This window comes from Streptomyces puniciscabiei, assembly GCF_006715785.1.
Classification (GTDB): Bacteria; Actinomycetota; Actinomycetes; order Streptomycetales; family Streptomycetaceae; genus Streptomyces; species Streptomyces puniciscabiei.
On sequence record NZ_VFNX01000002.1, the window covers coordinates 923,453 to 943,250 of the forward strand.

The window sequence follows — 19,798 nt, forward strand, 5'->3', positions numbered from 1 at the left end:
GGCGGAACGGCGGCGGACGGCCCGTCGAGGAAGGCGAGGGTGCGGTGCCGGAACCACCCCGGGTCGTCCAGCCAGGGGTAGTGACCGGCGCCGGGCTGGACGGCGACCTCGGCGTTCGGGAAGGCCTTCGCGGCACGGCGCGCGAGGTCCGGTCGGGGGCCGCCGTCCAGTTCCCCGGCGAGCAGGAGGACCGGCGCGGTCAACGCGGCGAGGGCGGTTCGCGTCGCGTCCGGGGTGAAGGCGCCGTCCCCGAAGTAGCGCTCCCCCGCCTCCTCGTTGGTCTGCTCCGGTTCGGCGTCGCTGTGCGCCCGGGCGGCGTCGTCCCAGCGGCCGTGGAAGAACGGCAGGAACACCTCGTCGAAGTCCGCCTCGCCCGCCAGCCAGGCCCGGAAGGCGGGGAACGCCTCCGTGAACCACGGCTCGTCCGCGCGCAGCCGGGCCGCCGCCAGCCGGTCCTCGGGGGTCGCCCGCAGGCCCAGGGCGGACGGGTTGGGCGTGACCAGCAGCAGTCGCCGTATCCGCCGCGGGTGGCGGGCCGCGTAGAGCATGGCGAGGGCCGCGCCCGCCGAATGGGCGAGCAGATCCATGTGTTCCAGACCCATGTGTGCGCGCCACACCTCGACGTCCTCGACCATGCGGTCGCACCGGTACGTCGCCGGGTCCGCCGGCGGCGCGGAGTCCCCGGTGCCGCGCAGGTCCAGCAGCGCCAATTGGCGGTGGACGGCCAGCCCGCCGAGATCTCCGAGGTAGGCGGAGGCGCGCATGGGGCCGCCGGGCAGGACGACGAGGGGTGCGCCGTCGCCCCGCAGGTGGTAGGCGAGCCGGGTGCCGTCGGACGTGAGGAAGGTCGACATGGTCGTGATCATGTCGGTCGGGCCCCGTACTGTGCAATGTCTTGCCGAGCGGGTGCGAGAAGCCCGCTGTCGTGGCTCCACGTTCTCCGGCGCGGCCGTGCTCCGGGGGCACGGAAAAATCCCCGCAGGCCTCTTGCCTGGAGCCGCATGGCCTGAATTACTGGCCCCGAACGGATCGACCGAATGATCGGTCGCCCGGAATGTGAGTGTGACGAGGGAGTCGAATCGATGGCGGATGCGACGGACCTGCTCGATGCGGGCGAACGGCTCGGGCCCGAGGAGCTGCGGGAACTCCAGCTGGAGCGGCTGCGCGCCTCGCTGCGGCACGCCTACGACCACGTGCCGTTCTACCGGGAGTCCTTCGACAAGGCCGGCGTCCGCCCCGAGGACTGCCGGTCCCTCGCCGATCTGGCTCGCTTCCCCTTCACGACCAAGGCGGGCCTCCGGGAGAACTACCCGTACGGCATGTTCGCGGTGCCGCGGGAGCGCATCCGCCGGCTGCACGCCTCCAGTGGCACCACCGGGCGCCCCACGGTGGTCGGCTACACGGACAGCGACCTTTCCATGTGGGCCGACATGGTGGCGCGGTCGATCCGGGCGGCCGGCGGACGGCCCGGTGACATCGTTCATGTGGCCTACGGCTATGGGCTCTTCACCGGTGGTCTGGGCGCCCACTATGGTGCCGAGCGCCTGGGCTGTACGGTCGTCCCGGCCTCCGGCGGTATGACGGCCCGGCAGGTGCAGCTGATCCAGGATCTTCAGCCGGCCGTCATCATGGTGACCCCGTCCTACATGCTCACGCTGCTGGACGAGTTCGAGCGGCAGGGCGTGGACCCGCGGGGCACCTCGCTGCGCGTGGGGATCTTCGGTGCCGAGCCGTGGACCGAGCAGATGCGGCGCGAGATCGAGGAGCGGTTCGCGATCGACGCCGTGGACATCTACGGGCTGTCCGAGGTGATCGGCCCGGGTGTGGCACAGGAGTGCGTGGAGACCAAGGACGGGCTGACGATCTGGGAGGACCACTTCTATCCCGAGGTGGTCGACCCGATCACGGGCGAGGTCCTGCCCGAGGGCGAGCGTGGCGAGCTGGTGTTCACCTCGCTGACCAAGGAGGCCATGCCCGTCATCCGGTACCGCACCCGTGACCTCACCCGGCTGCTGCCCGGCACGGCCCGGGTGTTCCGGCGGATGGAGAAGATCACCGGGCGCAGTGACGACATGGTGATCCTGCGCGGGGTCAACCTCTTCCCGACCCAGATCGAGGAGATCGTGCTGCGCACGCCCGGCGTTGCGCCCCACTTCCAGCTCCGGCTGACCCGCGAGGGCCGGCTGGACCGGCTGACCGTACGGGCCGAGGCCCGCGCGGACGCCGGTACAGAGGCGCGGGACGCTGCGGCCCGGTCCATCTGCGCGGCCGTCAAGGACGGGATCGGGGTCTGGGTCGACGTGGAGATCGTGGAGCCGGAGTCCCTGGAGCGCTCCGTCGGCAAGATCCGCCGGATCGTGGATCTGCGCCCCAAGGCTGCCGGTCCGGGCGGCGGGCTGGGGTGACGTACGGCCGGTACGGCAGGTCGACGGACGTGGCGCTTCGTCGCCCACCGCCCGTGCCGGCCCTGTGTCTTGTGTCGCCGGGCGCCGCCCGCCCCCGCCGGACCGGCCGTACGTCACGGCACTCACCGGTGCCGCATCACGGCACCCGGCTCGGGGTCACCGTGCCCTCGACGGGACCGACCGCTGTACGCCGCCGGGCCAGATGCGTCAGGTGCCGGGTCAGCGCGATCACTGCGGACAGGGCCACCAGCCCTGTCACCCCCGGCCAGCCGAGTCGGTCGTACGCCCGTATCCCGAGCCAGGACCCCGCGCTGCCGCCGAGGAACGCGCACGTCATGTAGGCGGTGTTGACCCGGGCCCGGGCGTCCGGACGGAGCGCGAGGTTGCGGGCCTGGTTGGCCACTTGGCCGCTCTGCACCGCGACGTCGAGCAGCAGCATGCCGCCGGCCAGCACGATGAGCCCCGCCGTGCCGCCGAGGCCGGCGAGGGCCAGCACCCCGGCCGATCCGATCACCCCGAGCAGGCACCACAGGCTCACGGTGTCCGGTCCCCGGCGGTCGGCGGCCCGGCCGGCGAGCGGAGTGCAGAACATGCTCGCGGCACCCACGAGTCCGAGCACCCCCACGGCCTGGGCGCCCCTGCCGTACGCCGGCCCGGTCACCAGCAGGGTGAGCGCGGTCCAGGCGGCGCTGAAGCCGGCGAAGACGGTGGCCTGGTAGAGGCAGGAACGCCGCAGGTCCGGTTCCTCGCGCAGCAGACGCAGCGGGGCGGATATGAGGGTCGCGTACCGGTGTCCGGACGAGGGTGTGGTGTCCGGCACCACTCGGGCGAGCGTCCCCGCGAGGGCGAGCACGAGCGCCGCGGCGACGAGATAGGGGGCGCGCCAGCCCAGCCACTCCCCGAGGGTGCCGCCGAAGGTGCGGGCGAGCAGGATGCCCCCGATGAGTCCGCTGAGCAGGGTGCCGGTGACGGCGCCGCGTCGCTCGGGGGGCACGAGCCCCGCGGCCATCGGGATGATGATCTGCGGGACGACGGTGGTGACGCCGATGGCCGCGCTCGCTGCGACGAGGACGGGCAGCGTCGGTGCGGCACCGGCGACGACCAGGCCCGCCGCGGTCAGCGCGAGCAGGGTGACGATCAGCCGGCGGGACGGCAGCCGGTCACCGAGCGGGACGAGCAGGAAGATGCCGCCCGCGTACCCGAACTGGGCCGCGGTGACGACGAGGGATGCGGAGCCCGCCGGGATGTCCAGGTCGGTGGCGATCAGCGAACTGATCGCCTGCGGGAAGTAGATGGTCGAGACGCTCACTCCGCAGGCGAGTGCCAGGACGAGGATCACCCGGCGGGGCGCGGTCGGTAACGCCAGGGACGCGGGCACGGACACGGGGACACCTCTCGGAGAACCGGTTTGAACGGTTCCCGCACGGTACCAGTCAAACCGGTTCTCCCGTAGGGTGGGGCTGTGCCGACGACCATTCGCTTCCGCCAGGGCGCGGGCCGCCCGTGCCTGGACTTCATCCGGACCCTGCGCCACCGGGGCACGGCCGACGCGGTGGAGGAGCTGCCCGACCCCGAAGCCCTGGCCGCCTGGGTACGGCAGTGCGGCCCCTGCCCCGTCGAGGTCCGCCGGGCGACGGCCGGCCTGGTGCGTACGGCACAGGAACTGCGTGAGGCGATCCACCGGCTGATCGGCGCCGCCCGCGCCGGACGGACACCCGACGCGAAGACACGCGCACGGGTCAACGAGGCCGCGGCACACGCAGTGCCGGTACCCGCCCTCACCCCCTCGGGCCGACTGGCCTGGGGCGCCGAGGACCCGGTGCGCGCCACGCTCGCCCTGGTCGCCCGGGACGCGCTGGACCTGGTCACCTCCCCGGCGCTGGACCGGGTGCGCGACTGCGCCGGAGCCTCGTGCGGTGCGCTCTTCCTGGACACCTCGCGCCCGGGCACCCGGCGCTGGTGCTCGATGGACACCTGCGGCAACCGCGCGAAGAAGGAGGCGCTGCGCCGCAGGACCGCCGACTGACCCGGGCGTATCGACCGACCTGGGCGTATCGACGTACCCCGATACGTCGTAGCGCCCCTATACTCCGAACCCATGACGGACATCGCCCCCAGCCCCGACCCGGACCTGGTCAACGCGCTGCGGGCGCTGTCCAATCCGATGCGGCTGCAGATGCTGCGCTGGCTGCGCGAGCCGGAGCGGCACTTCCCGATGGAGGCGCCCATGGCCGATCCCGCCGAGGTCGGTGTCTGCGTGAGCCACATCCAGGCCAAGGCGGGCCTGGCCCAGTCGACCGTGTCCGCTTACCTGGCCGAACTCCAGCGCGCGGGTCTGGTCCGGGCCACGCGCGTCGGCAAGTGGACCCACTACAAGCGCGACGAGCAGCGCATAGCCGACCTGGTCGCGGAGCTGGGGCAGACCCTCTAGCCCATCAGGTGCCGCCCGGCACCGGCAGCGGCTTGCAGTTCATATCGAAAGTCTGCGATATTCCGAATCATCGCATCGAACCGGCTCATGGGGAGAGACACGATGACCGCGAAGAACGGCCTGGACCTCGGCACGTTCGGGATCTACACCTTCGACTTCGAGCACCAGCCGGCCGCACGGATCCGGGACTCGGTCCAGGAACTTCAGGATCTGGGCTGGCCGGCCGTGTGGATCCCGGAAGCGCTGGGGCGGGACGCGTTCACGCACGCCGGGTATCTGCTCGCGTCCACGCGCCGGCTGAGCGTCGTGAACGGCATCGCCCGGATCTGGTCCCGGGAGGCGGCCTGGACGCACGGCGCCGCACTCCTGCTCGCGGACGCCTACCCGGGGCGGCATGTGCTGGGCCTGGGCTTCGGCGGGCAGCCGCGCCCGGGGGTCAGGCCCCTCGCCGCGATGGCCGGGTACCTCGACGAGCTGGACGCCATGCGGACGCCCAACCCCCGCCCGGCACAGCCCCTTCGGCGCCTGCTGGCGGCGTACGGCCCGAGGATGCTGGAGCTGGCCCGCGACCGCGCCGAGGGCGCCCACACCTACCATGTGAACACGGCGCACACCGCGCAGGCGCGCGAGATCCTCGGACCGGACGCCTTCCTGGCCGTCGAGCACGCCGTGCTGTTCGAGGCCGACCCGGACCGCGCCCGCACCCTCGCCCGCGAGCATCTGCGCGGCTACCTCGAAACCCCCTACAACATCGCCAAGTTCCGCCGGCTCGGATACACCGACGAGGACCTCTCCGGCGGCGGAAGCGACCGGTTCGTGGACGACCTCGTCTTCTGGGGCGACCCGGACACGGTCGTACGCAAGCTGCGCGGGCAGGTGGAGGCGGGCGCCGACCACGTCGCCGTGCAGGTGATCGGCGTCGTGCCGGGCGAATCGGCGCTGCCCCAGTGGCGGTTGCTGGCCGACGCCCTGCTGCCGTCGAAGGCCTCCTGACCGCCTCGGCTACCGGCTGAAGCGGTCCCGCAGTTCGCGCTTGAGGATCTTCCCGCTGGCGTTGCGCGGCAACGCGTCCACGAACAGCACCCGTTTGGGCGCCTTGAAGGGTGCGAGCTTCTCCTTCACATGCGCGATGAGCTGATCCTCCGTCACCTCACCGCGCCGGACGACGACCGCCGTGACGGCCTCGATCCACCGCTCGTCGGGAAGGCCGATCACGGCGGCCTCGGCGACCGCCTCGTGCGTGTACAGGGCGTCCTCGACCTGGCGCGAAGCGACCAGGACGCCACCGGAGTTGATGACGTCCTTCACCCGGTCCACGATCGTGAAGTAGCCGTCGGCGTCGCGCACCGCGAGGTCCCCGGAGTGGAACCAGCCCTCCCGGAAGGCCTCGGCGGTCTCCTCGGGCTTGTCCCAGTAGCCCTCGCACAACTGCGGTGAGCGGTAGACGATCTCGCCGGGCGTGCCGTCGGGCACCTCCTCGCCCTGCTCGTCCACGACCCGTGCGTCCACGAACAGCACGGTCCGCCCGCAGGAGTCCAGCCGGCCCTCGTGCTCGTCGGGGCCGAGGACCGTGGCCAGCGGGCCGATCTCGCTCTGCCCGAAGCAGTTGTAGAAGGCGAGCCGCGGCAGGCGCTCGCGCAGCCGCTGCAGCACCGGGACGGGCATGATCGACGCGCCGTAGTAGGCCTTGCGCAGTCCGTCGAGGTCCCGGCCGGCGAAGTCGGGCCGGCCCGCCAGGCCGATCCACACCGTGGGCGGCGCGAACAGGCTGTCCACGCGGCCCGCCTCGATCAGGTCGAGCAGCCGGTCCCCGTCGGGCGCGTCGAGGATGATGCTGGTCGCGCCGACGGCGAGGTACGGCAGCAGGAACACGTGCATCTGCGCCGAGTGGTACAGCGGCAGCGCGTGCGCCGGACGGTCACCGGCGCTCAGGTCCAGGGCGGTGATCGCGCTCAGGTACTCGTGCACGAGGGCCCGGTGGGTCATCATCGCGCCCTTGGGCAGGGCGGTCGTACCGGAGGTGTACAGCAGCTGCACCAGGTCCTCGGTGCGGGGTTCGGGCCCGTCGTACGGCGGTGTTCCGGGCAGCCGGTCGAGCAGCGAGCCCGCGGTGTCCCTGAGCGGCAAGACCCGTACGCCGTCCGGGAGTCGGCCGGCGAGGTCCGGGTCGGCGAGGACGAGGGTGCTGCCGGACTGGCCGACCAGGTACGCCAGGTCGTCCCCGGTCAGGTTGTGGTTCACCGGCACATGGACCAGGCCCGCGCGGGCGCAGGCCAGGAAGCCGATCAGGTAGGCGTCGGAGTTGTGGCCGTAGGCGCCGACCCGGTCGCCCGGCGTGAGGCCCTGGGCGAGCAGCACCGAGGCCGCGCGGGAGACGGCGTCGTCGAGTTCCTCGTACGTCCAGCGGCGCCCGCCGTACTCCACCGCCAGGCGGGCCGGGGTGCGCCGGGCACTGCGTCGCAGCACCCCGTCGACCGTGCTGCCGTGTCCCTGCGTCATGGCTCATGATCCTGGGTCCGTCGCGGAGGCAGGTCAAGCACCGAGGGACGATCAGGAGGCATCAACGGCCGTTCGCCGAATGCGACTTTTGCATCTGTGTGCTTCTGTGCGCCCCTTTGGAGAAAGGATTCGGGACACCGAGCACCACTGAACCTGGGCAGGACAAGTCTCGGGCGCAAAGTCCGTAGCAGTTCACACATTTCCTGTGTGACATTGAGCAGGAGGCATTCATGAGTCGTGCTGTGCCCGAACAGAAACCCACGTGGCGGACAGGTACTGCTCCCGGCATATTCCCACTCCTCGGCCACGGTATCGCCTTGTACCGCCGCCCGCTGGCTTTTCTGAATTCCTTGCCCGCGCACGGGGATCTGGTCGAGATACGACTGGGCCCCCAGCGCGCCTGGATGGTGTGCCACCCGGAGCTCACCCACGAGGTGCTCATGGACCCGCACACCTTCGACAAGGGGGGCCCGCTGTACGACAGGCTCGGAAAGCTGATGGGAGACGGTCTCGTCACCTGCCGCCGGCCGACGCACCGGGACAAGCGCAGGCTGCTGCAGCCCGCCTTCCGCCCCTCCCACGCCGCCGCGTACACCGACCTCGTCACCGAGGAGGCCGAGTCGGTGTGCCACGGCTGGCGCACGGGCCGCACGGTTCCCGTCACCGAGGCGATGATGACCCTCACGACCCGCGTGATCAGCCGGGTCCTGCTCTCCGACTCGCTGGACGACACGACGACCGCCGAGGTACGGGACTGTCTCACGGACGTCGTCCGCGGCCTGTTCATCCGCACGGTCGTACCGATCGACCCCCTCTTCCGCCTCCCCACACCCGCCAACCGACGCTACCGGCACGCGCTCTCGCGCCTGCACGCGATCATCGACGCGGCGATCGCGGAGCGCCGCCGCGGCCCCGACCGCGACGACGTGCTGGGGACTCTGCTGGCGGCCGCGCGCGGCGACGGCGCAACGCCGCCGATCACCCATCAGGAGGTCCACGACCACCTGATCACACTGCTGCTCACGGGCGTCGAGGCGCCGGCATTGTGCCTGGCCGACGCCTTCAGCCTGCTGGCCCGTCATCCGGAGGCGGAGCGCCGCCTGCACGCCGAGCTCGACGCCGTCCTCCCCGGCGGCCGACGGCCCGGCCCCGACGATCTGCCGCACCTCGTCCAGACCCGGTGCGTCGTCACCGAGACGCTGCGGCACTCGTCCCCCGGCTGGCTCTTCACCCGTGTGGCCACCAGGGAGACGGAACTCGCCGGGTGCCGGCTGCCCGAGGGAGCCACCGTTCTGTACAGCCCCTACCTCCTGCACCACGATCCCTCGTCGTTCCCCGAGCCCGAACGGTTCGACCCCGACCGCTGGTTGCCGGGCCGGGCCACCGCCGCACAGCGCCGTGCGCTGATGCCGTTCTCCGCGGGCAACCGCAAGTGCCTCGGCGACGAGTTCGCCATGGTGGAGGCCACCCTGGCGCTCGCGACCATCGCCGGCCGACGGCGGCTGCGGCATGTGCCCGGGTATGTCGAACAGCCACCGCGCCCCGCGATCACGCTGGGCCCACGTGCCCTGGTGATGGCCTGCGAAGCCCGTTCCCGTGCCTCGGATTCCCGGACGGCAGGTGACCACGTTGTCGACAACGCATGAGGAACTCACGGTCGGGGTTCCCGAGACAGTTGCGGTCCCCACCCTCAGGGACCTCATCGACCGCCACCTCCACATGCCCTTCCCCTTCCAGCGCAACCCCCATGAATCCGAGGCCGCGGCCGGTGTCGACGCATGGCTGAGGACGTGGGGGCTCACCGACGAACCGGGTGTGGCGGCGATGATCATCCGCACGCGTCCGGCCGAGCTCGCCTCCTACAACAGCCCCACCATGGATCCCGGTCTTCTCCAGATCATGGCCGATCAGATCGCCTACCAGTTCGTGTTCGACGACCGTGCGGAGGACACGGGTCGCCGCTCACCGGGCAGGCTGCTGCCCATGCTGTGCGAGAGCATCGCGATTCTGCGGGACGGCCAGCCGCCCCGCACCCCTCTGGGAGCGGCTCTGGCCGATCTCCACCGGCAGGTCCGGGAACGGTGCACACCAGCGCAGACCGCGCGCTGGGCCTGGAAAAGCCGGGAATACGTACACGGCCTGCTGTACGAAGCGGTGGCTCAGACCCACCCCTTTCTCCTGCGGACCGGAGAGTGCACCTCGATACGGTCGCTGACCGCCGGCGTCGAACCGTTCTATCCGTTGTGCGAAGCCGCCCAGCCGTATGAGCTGTCCCCTGCCGAACTCCACCATCCCGTCGTACGGCGGCTGACCCGGCTGTCGGCCGATGCGGCGGTGTGGATACCCGACCTCTTCTCCGCGGTGAAGGAACAGCGCGCCGGCGAAATGGTCAATCTGGCCCTCGCCCACCAGCGCGAGCACCGGTGCTCGCTGCAGACCGCCGTCCTCCTGGCCATCCAGCAGATCAACGACACCATCGAGGAGTTCCAGAAGCTCTACGCGGGGATCAAACCGCAGTTGAGCCCGGCAGGCGTCGGCTATGTGGAGGGCATGATCGGCTGGATCCGCGGGTGTTACCACTGGTCACGCACCGTGCCGCGCTACGCGGACGTGACGTCCGTACCCGCCGAGCCGTAGTCGCCCTGCCGGATCGCGGCGGGAGCGGGTGCATTCAGACCCCATACCCAGCGAGCGGGCATTCTCCCATCCCCCGGCCGCGGATTCACCTCATGGAGTCCGGTCCGACCTGCCTGACCGCCTCGAGGCGTACGCTCGGCTTCCCCGGGCCGAACGAAAGAAGGCGGTACGGCACATGGCGATGGAGCCGCGGCAATCGATCACGGAGCAGCGGATGTTGATCGAGCGCCGACAGGAACTTCAGGCTCTGGACGCCGCGTTCCAGGAGTTGCGGCGCACCACGGACGGCGTGCCGCGGGCGAGGCGCAGCGGAGTGCTCGCCTTCACCGGGCCGGCCGGGCTGGGCAAGACCGCGCTCGTCACGGAAGCACGTGCCCGGGCCGCCGCGCATGGATTCACGGTGCTGTCGGGCAGGGGCGGGGAGACGGAAACGGGGTCGGCGTTCCGCGTGGTGCGCCAGTTGGTGCAGCCGTCGCTGGCCGCCATGGACGGGACGGAACTCCGCTCCTTCCTCGGAAGTTGGTACGACATCGTCGCCCCCGCGCTCGGTCTCGAGGCAAGGGGATCGGCCCCCGCGCCGGACCCGACCGGGGTGCGCGAGGGCCTCGACTGGGTCATGACGCGTCTCACCGTGCAGAAGGCCCCCGTCGTCCTGCTGCTCGACGATCTGCACTGGGCGGACGCCGAGTCACTGAGCTGGCTCGCCTCCTTCGCCCCGCGGGTCGAGGACCTTCCGCTGCTGATCGTGACGGCCTACCGGCCCGACGAGCTGCCGCCCGAGGCGAGCGAGTTCCGTTCGCTGGCCGGACACCGGGGCAACCGCCCCCATGACCTGGCACTGCTCACCGCCGACGGCGTGGCGCAGATCGTCAGGAGCGAAATCGGGGAGGCGGCCGAGGACCGGTTCTGCAAGGAATGCTGGTCGGCCACCGGCGGAAGCCCCTTCGAGGCGGTGGAGCTCGCCATCGGACTCGCCGAGCGGAAGCTGAGCGGCACCGAGGACGAACTGCCCGTGATGCGCGAGCTCGCGGCGGCGATCAAGGGGCCGGGGCTGATCGAGCGGCTGGAACGGCTGGACACGGCGACCGTCCGCTTCGCGCACACCGCGGCCGTACTGGGTTCACCCTTCTCACCGCGACTTGCCGCGAGCATCGCGGTGCTCGGCGACGAGGCCGTCGCCGAGGCCACCCAGAAGTTGCGCGCGGCCCGGATCCTCGCCGACGGCCACGGACCCGAGGGCGAGCTGGAGTTCGTTCATCCGCTCATCGCCACGACCATCTACCGCTCCATCCGCACGGGCTTCCGGGTCGGTCTGCACAACACCGCCGCGCAGACCGTGCTGGCCGCGGGATACGGCCCCACCGCCGCCGCGCGGCATTTGCTGGAGGTCCCTTGCGAGGGCAGTCCGGAAACGGTCGCATGCCTGCGCGAGGCAGCTCGCGCATACCTCCGCGCCGGGGCGACCGAGGCTGCCCGGCGTCTGCTGGCCCGCGCGCTGCAGGAGCCGCCCCTCCCCGAGGACCGGGCCGCGCTCCTTCACGAACTCGCATGCGCCACGTTCCTGATCGAGCCGACAGCCACGGTGCGCCATCTCCGTCAGGCCCTGGCGGAGCGCGACATCGACCCCGATCTGCGTGCCTCCATCGTCTTCCGGCTGACGCAGGCTCTGGCGCACACCGATCAGCTGGCCGAGGCCGTGACCGTGGCCGCGCAAGAGGCGAAGCAGGCCGGGAGTCCGCGCGTCAAACTGCGGATGCAGGCCGATCAGTTCGTCTGGAGCATGGTCCGCACCGACGACCCCGACTCACCCGCCCGCTCCCGGACACTGGCACGGCTGGCCGAGCAGTTGCCCGGCCGCAGTCTGGAGGAGCGCTACATCCTGGGACTGCGGGCCTGGGACGCCGTCAAGCGCGGCGAACCGCGGGAGACCGCCCTCGCGTATGCCGAGAAGGCACTCCACGGCGGCATGAGCTGGATCGACGAGAACCACGGTTTCGAGGTACCCGTGTCGGTCGCCCTGGTGTTCATGTACGGCGACCAGCCGCGACGGGCCGAGGAGTTGTTCAACAAGGGCATCGCCGAGTGCGTGGCCAAGGGCTGGCGCGGCTCCCATCTGTCCCTCGGCCAGACGCTGGCCGGCTACATCCGCTACCACCGCGGCTGCCTGGCCGAGGCCGAGGATCTCGCACGGGAGGGTCTGCGCATCGCCCACAAGGTGCCGGGGGCCGTGCCCGCGCAGTGGTTCGCCGTCGGCATCCTGATCCAGACACTGCTGGCCCGTGGCCGCATCGGTGAGGCGCGCGCACTTGCCGACGAGCACGGCTTCGGTGAGACGACTCCGAACGCCGTCATCTACCCCGATCCCCGGACGGTGTACGCGGAACTGCTCCTGGCGGAGGGACGGCACGCCGATGCGGCGGTGCTGTTGTCCTCGGTCGGGGGCTGGCTGGACGGGCGGGCGTGGCGGAACCCGGCCTGGTGCCCGTGGCAGCTCCGCCTCGCCTCCGCGCTCGCCCCGACCGCCCCGGACGAGGCGGTCGGCCGCGCCCGGGACGCCGTGAAACGCGCCCGGGACTTCGGCGCCGCCTCCACCATCGGCCAGGCCCTGCACACCCTCGCCGAGGTGACCGGCGGGCCGGCGGCACTCGACCTGTACGCCGAGGCCGTCGACCACCTGGAACAGTCCCCCGCCGCCTACGAGCTCGCCCGCGCCCAGATCGGGCACGGCGCCGCGCTGTCCCGCAACGGGCGGCTGCAGGAGGCCGCCGACCGGCTCTACCAGGGCCTGGAAGGCGCCGTCCACTGCGGGGCCGAGGCACTGGCCGCCCGGGCCCGGGAAGAACTCTCGGTGGCCGGTCTGCGCCCGCTGCCACTGCGTTACGTGCAGGCGGACACCCTGAACGCCCAGGAACGCCGGGCCGCCGAACTGATCGCGCGGGGACACCCGATGGCGGTCGTCGCCAAGGAACTGCGCCTCACCGAGCAAGGCGTACGGTTGTTGCTGTCCTGTGTGTACCGCAAGACCGGCACCGACGCCGCCGGCCTCGCCGCATTCCTGGAGAGCTGTCCGCGCCATCGCCCTTGAAGCCGTCGGACCCGGGCCGCGGCGTGGCGCCCGTGGTCACACCGCCCGCGCCCGCCCCTCCCAGTACGGCTCCCGCAACCGCCGCTTGTACAGCTTGCCGTTGGGGTCGCGGGGCATCTCGGTGATGAAGTCGACGCTCTTGGGCCGCTTGTAGCCGGCCAGCCGTTCCGTGCAGTGGTCGAGGAGGGCGGCGGCGAGGGCCGGGCCGGGCTCGTGGCCGGGGGCGGGTTCGACCACGGCCTTGACCTCCTCGCCCCAGTCGTCGTGCGGGATGCCGAAGGCGGCCGCGTCGGCGACGGCCGGGTGGGAGAGCAGCACGGACTCGATCTCGGCCGGGTAGATGTTGACCCCGCCGGAGATGATCATGTCGATCTTGCGGTCGCGGAGGAAGAGGTAGCCGTCCTCGTCCAGGTAGCCGAGGTCGCCGACGGTGAAGAAGTCGCCGATGCGGTTCTTGCGGGTCTTGTCCTCGTCCTTGTGGTACGAGAAGCCGCCCGTGCTCATCTTCATGTAGACCGTGCCCAGTTGACCCGCGGGGAGCCGGTTGCCGTCGTCGTCGAAGACCGCCAGCTCGCTGATGGGCCAGGCCTTGCCGACGGTGCCGGGCTTCTTCAGCCAGTCCTCGGCGGTGGCGAAGGCACCACCGCCCTCGCTGGCCGCGTAGTACTCCTCCACACAGTGGCCCCACCAGTCGATCATGGCCCGCTTGACGTGGTCCGGGCAGGGGGCGGCGCCGTGGATGGCGTGCCGCATGGACGAGACGTCGTAGCGGGCCTTCACCTCGTCGGGGAGGGCGAGGAGCCGGTGGAACTGGGTCGGGACCATATGGGTGTGCGTGCACCGGTGGGTGTCGATCAGGCGCAGCATCTCCTGCGGGGTCCACCTGTCCATCAGGACCAGACGGTGGCCGATGTGCAGGGACGCGCCCGCGAACTGCAGGACCGCCGTGTGGTACAGCGGCGAGCAGACCAGGTGGACGTTGTCGTCGAAGGGCTTGATGCCGAAGATCCCGAGGAAACCGCCCAGGTAGGCCTCCTCGGGGATCTTGCCGGGCAGCGGGCGGCGAATGCCGCGCGGGCGTCCGGTCGTACCGGAGGTGTAGTTCATGACCCAGCCGAGTTCCCGGCCGTCGGGTGCGGACTCCGGTCGCCCGTCCAGCAGGTGGGCGTACGGCCGGAAGCCCTCGACCGCGCCGACCGCGTACCGGTGCGTGCCCGGCAGCCCGGCCTCGTCGGCGGCCCGGCGCGCCGCGTCGCCGAACCGCTCGTGCGCGATGAGCACCTTGGCGCCGGAGTCGGCGACGATCCAGGCGATCTCGGGGCCGACCAGGTGGTGGTTGACCGGGACCAGATAGAGGCCGGCCTGGGTGGCGGCCAGGTAGGCGGTGAGGAACTCGACGCCGTTCGGCAGGACGACGGCGAAGGCGTCGCCGCGCTCCAGGCCGGCCGCGCGCAGGCCGTGGACGAGCCGGTTGGCGGCGCCGTGCAGCCGTCCGGCGGTCCACTCCTCGCCGTCGGGGGCGATGAGCACCGTGCGGTCGGGGTCGCCCGTGGCCTGGGCCCAGAATCCGGCGGGGGGCGTGCTGGTCACTTGCCGCTCCTTCCGGCGATGCGGTTGATGCGGTCCACGGCCTTCTCGAAGCCGCGGGTGAGGTCGTCGAAGACGGCCTGGACGCTGCGTTCGCTGCTCATCCGGCCGACGATCTGCCCGACCGGCGTGCCGAGCAGCGGTTCGACCTCGTACTTCTGGATCCGGGACACCGCCTCGGCCACCAGCAGCCCCTGCAGCGGCATGGGCAGGGTGCCGGGACCGGCCGGGTCGTCCCAGGCGTCGGTCCACTCGGTACGCAGCTGGCGTGCGGGCTTGCCCGTGAGGGCACGGGAGCGGACGGTGTCGCCGGACCCGGCGGCGAGCAGCTTGCGGGTCAGGGCGGGCGAGTGCAGGTCGGCTTCTGTGGTGGTCAGCCATATCGAGCCAAGCCACACACCCTGCGCGCCGAGTGTGAGTGCGGCAGCCACCTGTTGCCCGCTGCCGATGCCGCCCGCGGCCAGGACGGGCAGCGGGTCGACGGCGTCCACGATCTCGGGGGTGAGCACCATGGTGGCGATCTCGCCGGTGTGACCGCCGGCCTCGTAGCCCTGCGCGACGACGATGTCGATGCCCGCCTCCTGGTGCTTGCGGGCGTGCCGGGCGCTGCCGGCGAGGGCGGCGACCAGCACGCCCCGGTCGTGGGCGCGGGCGACGACGTCGGGGGGCGGCGAGCCGAGGGCGTTGGCGAGCAGCTTGATCGGGTAGTCGAAGGCGACGTCGAGCTGGGTGCGGGCGACCTGCTCCATCCATCCGGTGATGCGCCACCCGGACGCCTCGCCCTCGGCCAGTTCGGCGACGCCGTACTTGGCGAGGGTGTCCCGCACGAACTGCCGGTGCCCCTCGGGGATCATCGCCTCGACCTCCGCCTCGGTCACGCCCTCGACCTTCTTCGCCGGCATGACGACGTCCAGCCCGTAGGGCCGGCCGCCGGCGTGCTCGTCGAGCCAGTCGAGGTCGCGCTTGAGGTCGTCGGGGGCGGTGTAGCGGACCGCGCCGAGCACGCCGAAGCCGCCGGCCCGGCTGATGGCCGCGGCGACGGCGGGGAACGGCGTGAAGCCGAAGACGGCGTGCTCGACTCCCAGTTTCCTGCTCAGCTCCGTCTGCATGGGCGCAGGATGCCGCAGCCGGCCGGACGACGGAAGAGGATTTCTGACGTTCCGTCAGATTCTTTTCGGGCGGCGCCTCACGAGGCGGCCTCCAGCACCGCCATCGCCGCATTGTGTCCCGGTACCCCGCTCACCCCTCCCCCGCGCACCGCGCCCGAGCCGCACAGCAGCACGTTCGCGTGCCGGGTCTCCACTCCCCAACGGCCCGTCCCCTCCTGGACGTAGGGCCAGGACAGGGCGCGGTGGAAGATGTTGCCGCCGGGCAGCCGCAGGTCGCGTTCGAGGTCGAGCGGGGTCTTGGCCTCGATGCAGGGGCGGCCGTCGGCGTCGGTGGCCAGGCAGTCGGCGAGGGGTTCGGCGAGGTGGGCGTCGAGCTGGGCGAGGGTGGACTTCAGCAGCTCCTCGCGTACGGCGTCGTTGTCCCGGTCGAAGAGCCGGGCGGGGGTGTGCAGGCCGAACAGGGTGAGGGTCTGGTAGCCGCGCCCGGCGAGCTCGGGGCCGAGGATGGTGGGGTCGGTCAGGGAGTGGCAGTAGATCTCCGAGGGCGGCACGGCGGGGAGTTCACCGGCAGCGGCCTGGGCGTGGGCGGTGGCGAGCTGCCGGTAGCCCTCGGCGATGTGGAAGGTGCCGGCGAAGGCCTCGCGCGGGTCGACGGCCGTGTCGCGCAGCCGGGGCAGCCGGGTGAGCAGCATGTTGACCTTGAGCTGGGCACCCTCGGGAGGCTCGGGCGACGGGTCTCCCGTCAGGCCGGCCAGCTCCTGCGGAGAGGCGTTCACCAGGACGTGCCGGGCGGCGGCGACGCCCTCGCCGTCGGCCGTGCGGTAGGTGACCTCGGCGGTGTGTCCGTCGGTGGCGATGCGGACCGCCTCGTGTCCGGTCGCGATGACCGCGCCCGCCGCGCGGGCCGCGGCTGCCAGGGCGTCGGTGAGGGCGCCCATGCCGCCGACGGGCACGTCCCAGGCGCCGGTGCCGCCGCCGATGACGTGGTAGAGGAAGCAGCGGTTCTGGGTGAGGGAGGGGTCATGGGCGTCGGCGAAGGTGCCGATCAGGGCGTCGGTCAGGACCACGCCCCGGACCAGGTCGTCCCCGAAGTTCTCCTCGACGGCGACCCCGATCGGCTCCTCGAACAGGGCTCGCCAGGCCGTCTCGTCGTCGATGCGGCGGCGCAGTTCGTCGCGGGTGGGCAGCGGTTCGGTGAGGGTCGGGAAGACGCGTTCGGCGACGCGCGTGGTCATGCCGTAGAAGCGCTGCCAGGCCTCGTACTCGCGCTCGCCGCCGGTCAGCCGGGCGAAGGCCTCCCGGGTGCGCTGCTCGCCGCCGCCGACGAGGAGTCCGGTGTGGCGTCCGCCGCGCTCCACGGGCGTGTACGAGGAGATGGTGCGCCCGCGCACCCGGAAGTCCAGACCGAGGTCGCGCACGATCTTCTGCGGCAGCAGGCTGACCAGGTAGGAGTAGCGCGACAGACGGGCGTCCACCCCGGCGAACGGGCGGGTGGAGACGGCGGCGCCGCCGGTGTGCCCGAGCCGTTCCAGCACCAGCACGGAGCGGCCCGCCCGGGCCAGGTAGGCGGCGGCGACCAGGCCGTTGTGGCCGCCGCCGACGATGACGGCGTCGTACGTCCGGGTTCCCTCGTTGGCAGGCATGGTCCTTCGTAACACGTGGTGATCTACGGCGGCCAGAGGCGTGCCGACGGGATGCGACAGGGAGGGCCGCATCCGAAACCGCCCGACCCGGGAACCGCCGCTGGGGGCAGGCCCGGCTCAGTGGCCGCCGAACGCCCGTTGCTGCCGCAACACCGCCACGCTCCGGTAGAGCTCGACCGCCTCCGCGCCCCGGCCGAGCCGTTCCAGGCAGTGGGCCTCGTCGTTGCGGGCGGCGAGGGTGTCGGGGTGGTCGGCGCCGAGGAGCTGTTCGCGGGTGGCGGCGACCCGCCGGTACTCGGTCAGGGCCTCGGCCCAGCGCCCCAGCCAGCCGAGGGCGACCGCGATCTCGCGGCGGCTGACGAGCGTGTCGGGGTGGGCGGGCCCGAGGACCTGCTCGCGGAGCAGGCAGACGTCCCGGGCCTCGGCGAGGGCCTCCGCCCAGTGGCCCAGCCGGCCGAGGTTGACCCCGAGGCCGTGCCGGGCGCGCAGGGTCTCGGGGTGGTGAGGGCCCTGGACGCGGGTGCGGTCCACGATCAGCTCGCGGTACACGTGCAGGGCGTCCGCGCTGCGGCCGAGGCGGCCGAGGCTGAGGGCGGTCTCGTAGCGGGCGGCGAGGGTGTCGGGGTGGTCGGCGCCGAGGACGCGCGCTCTGGCCCCGGCGACCTCCCGGTAGATGCGCAGCGCCTCCTCCCAGTGGCCCGACTGCCCCTGGGCGTAGGCAAGTTCACAGCGCGATACGAGCGTTTCGGGGTGGTCGGGGCCGAGCACCCGGGCCCGGGCCGCGGCCACCTCCCGGGCCGTGCGGCAGGCGTCGTCCAGGCGGCCGAGCCGGCCGAGGGTGCAGGCGAGGTTGTGGCGGCAGCGCAGGGTGTCGGGGTGGTCGGGGCCCATGACGCGCACCCGGGCGGCCAGCACCTCCGCGTACACCTGGTGGGCCTCGAAGTGACGGCCCAGACGGCCCAGCGCATAGGCGGTCTCCTGGCGGACGGCGAGCGTGTCGGGGTGGTCGGGGCCGAGGACGCGGGCCCGGGCCGCCGCGAGATCCGTGTAGGCGGCCAGCGCCTCGGCGACCCGGCCGGCGCGGACGAGCGCGAAGGCGGCCTCGTAGCGGCCGGCCAGGGCCTCGGGGTGGTCGGGCCCGGTGCGCTCCACGGGTGGTGCCGGGCGCTCCGCGGGGAGGGGCGGTACGGGCCGCCGAGCGTCCCGGGGGCCGTGGTGGCTGGTCGCTCCCCCACGTTCTCGGCTCCGCTCGAACCCGGGGGGTCCTCCCTCGCGACGACAGTCGCCTGTCGGGTACAGCCCCGCGCCCCTTGGCGGCGTGTCCCGCCGGGGCACCTTCCATCGGCCCGACAGGGCCGCCCCCGGGTCCGGCGGCAAGGCACCGGGCCCGGCACCCAGCGCCTTGTGGCCGGTGGTCATGCCGCACGTCCAGGACGGCAGGCGGGCGGCGCCGGTCACCTGCGGGATCTCCGCGGCCGGGATGGAGGCGGCCGCCCCGCGTGGCTCCCGGATCCGGCGGGCCAACTCCCCCGCGTCGCAGGGCCGTTCCTCGGGCCGTTTGGCCAGCAGGTCGAGGATGATCCGCTCGAGGCGGCCGGGCAGCTCCGGGCGCACCTCGCGTGGGGGCCGGGGCGGGGTGTCGCGGTGGCCGACGAGGATCGCCCAGGCGTCCTCCAGGTCGAACGGCGGTGCGCCGGTGGCGATTTCGTACAGCACGCAGCCCAGCGAGTACAGGTCGCTGCGCCGGTCCACCGCATCGCCGCCGATCTGTTCCGGAGACATGTAGTGCGGGGTGCCCAGCGCGACCCCGGTGCCGGTCAGCCGGGTGGTGAAGCCGATGTCGTGGCCGAGGCGGGCGATACCGAAGTCGCAGATCTTCACCGTTCCGTCGGTGAGCCGGACGATGTTGGCCGGTTTCAAGTCGCGGTGGACTATGCCCTGTTGATGGGTGTAGGCGAGAGCGGCGGCGACCTGGGCGGCGATGTCCTCCACGTCGTCCACCGGCAGCGGATGACCCTTGTTGTCCTGCAGCAGCCGGCTCAGATCGCGGCCCTCGAGGAGTTCCATCACCAGATACGGGACCCCGTCGGACTCGCCGAAGTCGTGGACGACGGTCACCCCGCGGTGCGAGAGGCCGGCGGCCACCCGGGCCTCTCGGCGGAAGCGCTCGCGCAGGACCTGGGCGAGGGACGGGTCGTGGTGCGGGCCGAGCGGCTTGAGGCACTTGACCGCGACCTGCCGGCCCAGGGATTCGTCCCGGGCCCGCCACACCTCGCCCATACCGCCCCGCCCGATCAGGTCGAGCAGCCGGTACCGGCCCTGAACCAGCCTGTTCTCCCCCATAGCGATCCGCCGCCCCCGTCGCCGTCCGCCCCGCCGCCAGGAGGCCGGCCCCGAGCCGC

At 72.3% G+C, this 19,798-nt stretch carries 13 protein-coding genes and 1 pseudogene; 7 read left to right on the forward strand and 7 right to left on the reverse strand.

Annotation, left to right across the window (positions count from 1 at the left end):
- Window positions 1-2: 2 nt before the first annotated feature.
- Window positions 3-854 (reverse strand): annotated as a pseudogene (locus FB563_RS35220) (alpha/beta fold hydrolase); the annotation flags it as partial.
- Window positions 855-1,082: 228 nt separating this feature from the next.
- Between FB563_RS35220 and paaK the strand changes: the two are divergent.
- Window positions 1,083-2,405, forward strand: coding sequence for a phenylacetate--CoA ligase PaaK (gene paaK / locus FB563_RS35225; RefSeq protein WP_055704608.1), 1,323 nt, complete (start codon window positions 1,083-1,085; stop codon window positions 2,403-2,405).
- Between the two features lie 136 nt (window positions 2,406-2,541).
- Here the strand turns inward: paaK and FB563_RS35230 are convergent, their stop codons facing one another.
- Entirely contained in the window at window positions 2,542-3,789 is a 1,248-nt protein-coding gene (locus FB563_RS35230; protein WP_055704607.1) for an MFS transporter, read from the reverse strand.
- Window positions 3,790-3,867: 78 nt separating this feature from the next.
- Between FB563_RS35230 and FB563_RS35235 the strand changes: the two genes are divergently transcribed.
- The 3 genes from FB563_RS35235 (at window position 3,868) to FB563_RS35245 (ending at window position 5,829) form a co-directional block, all read left to right on the forward strand.
- Window positions 3,868-4,431 (forward strand): CGNR zinc finger domain-containing protein, encoded by a 564-nt coding sequence (locus FB563_RS35235; protein ID WP_055704606.1) that lies wholly within the window; start codon window positions 3,868-3,870, stop codon window positions 4,429-4,431.
- 72 nt (window positions 4,432-4,503) lie between these two features.
- The gene (locus FB563_RS35240) at window positions 4,504-4,836 is read left to right on the forward strand and encodes an ArsR/SmtB family transcription factor (RefSeq protein WP_055704605.1); all 333 of its coding nucleotides are present in this window, start codon (window positions 4,504-4,506) and stop codon (window positions 4,834-4,836) included.
- A gap of 102 nt (window positions 4,837-4,938) precedes the next feature.
- Complete coding sequence (locus FB563_RS35245) at window positions 4,939-5,829, forward strand: TIGR03620 family F420-dependent LLM class oxidoreductase (RefSeq protein WP_055704604.1); 891 nt, start codon at window positions 4,939-4,941, stop codon at window positions 5,827-5,829.
- Window positions 5,830-5,838: 9 nt separating this feature from the next.
- Here the strand turns inward: FB563_RS35245 and FB563_RS35250 are convergent, their stop codons facing one another.
- A complete protein-coding gene (locus FB563_RS35250) occupies window positions 5,839-7,335 on the reverse strand; it encodes an acyl-CoA synthetase (protein WP_055704603.1) in 1,497 nt (498 codons plus the stop codon).
- Window positions 7,336-7,685: 350 nt separating this feature from the next.
- Here FB563_RS35250 and FB563_RS35255 point away from each other — a divergent pair, with 350 nt between their 5' ends.
- The 3 genes from FB563_RS35255 (at window position 7,686) to FB563_RS35265 (ending at window position 13,057) form a co-directional block, all read left to right on the forward strand.
- Entirely contained in the window at window positions 7,686-8,981 is a 1,296-nt protein-coding gene (locus tag FB563_RS35255) for a cytochrome P450 (RefSeq protein ID WP_234357602.1), read from the forward strand.
- Window positions 8,956-9,972, forward strand: a complete 1,017-nt coding sequence (locus tag FB563_RS35260; protein ID WP_167528543.1) for a (-)-alpha-amorphene synthase — start codon at window positions 8,956-8,958, stop codon at window positions 9,970-9,972. Before FB563_RS35255 ends, FB563_RS35260 begins: the two co-directional genes overlap by 26 nt.
- A 214-nt stretch (window positions 9,973-10,186) precedes the next feature.
- On the forward strand, window positions 10,187-13,057 hold the full coding sequence (locus tag FB563_RS35265) for an ATP-binding protein (RefSeq protein ID WP_234357601.1): 2,871 nt from the start codon (window positions 10,187-10,189) through the stop codon (window positions 13,055-13,057).
- Between the two features lie 36 nt (window positions 13,058-13,093).
- Here the strand turns inward: FB563_RS35265 and FB563_RS35270 are convergent, their stop codons facing one another.
- The 4 genes from FB563_RS35270 to FB563_RS35285 all read right to left on the reverse strand — a co-directional run bounded on the left by FB563_RS35270 (window position 13,094) and on the right by FB563_RS35285 (window position 19,739).
- Window positions 13,094-14,647, reverse strand: coding sequence for an acyl-CoA synthetase (locus FB563_RS35270; RefSeq protein ID WP_055704599.1), 1,554 nt, complete (start codon window positions 14,645-14,647; stop codon window positions 13,094-13,096).
- Entirely contained in the window at window positions 14,644-15,753 is a 1,110-nt protein-coding gene (locus FB563_RS35275) for an NAD(P)H-dependent flavin oxidoreductase (protein WP_055704598.1), read from the reverse strand. Before FB563_RS35275 ends, FB563_RS35270 begins: the two co-directional genes overlap by 4 nt.
- Window positions 15,754-15,830: 77 nt before the next feature.
- The gene (locus FB563_RS35280; protein ID WP_055704597.1) at window positions 15,831-17,396 is read right to left on the reverse strand and encodes a phytoene desaturase family protein; all 1,566 of its coding nucleotides are present in this window, start codon (window positions 17,394-17,396) and stop codon (window positions 15,831-15,833) included.
- A 117-nt stretch (window positions 17,397-17,513) separates the two neighbouring features.
- Window positions 17,514-19,739: a serine/threonine-protein kinase gene (locus FB563_RS35285; protein ID WP_055704596.1), complete on the reverse strand. Its 2,226-nt coding sequence runs from the start codon at window positions 19,737-19,739 to the stop codon at window positions 17,514-17,516.
- Window positions 19,740-19,798: the final 59 nt, after the last annotated feature.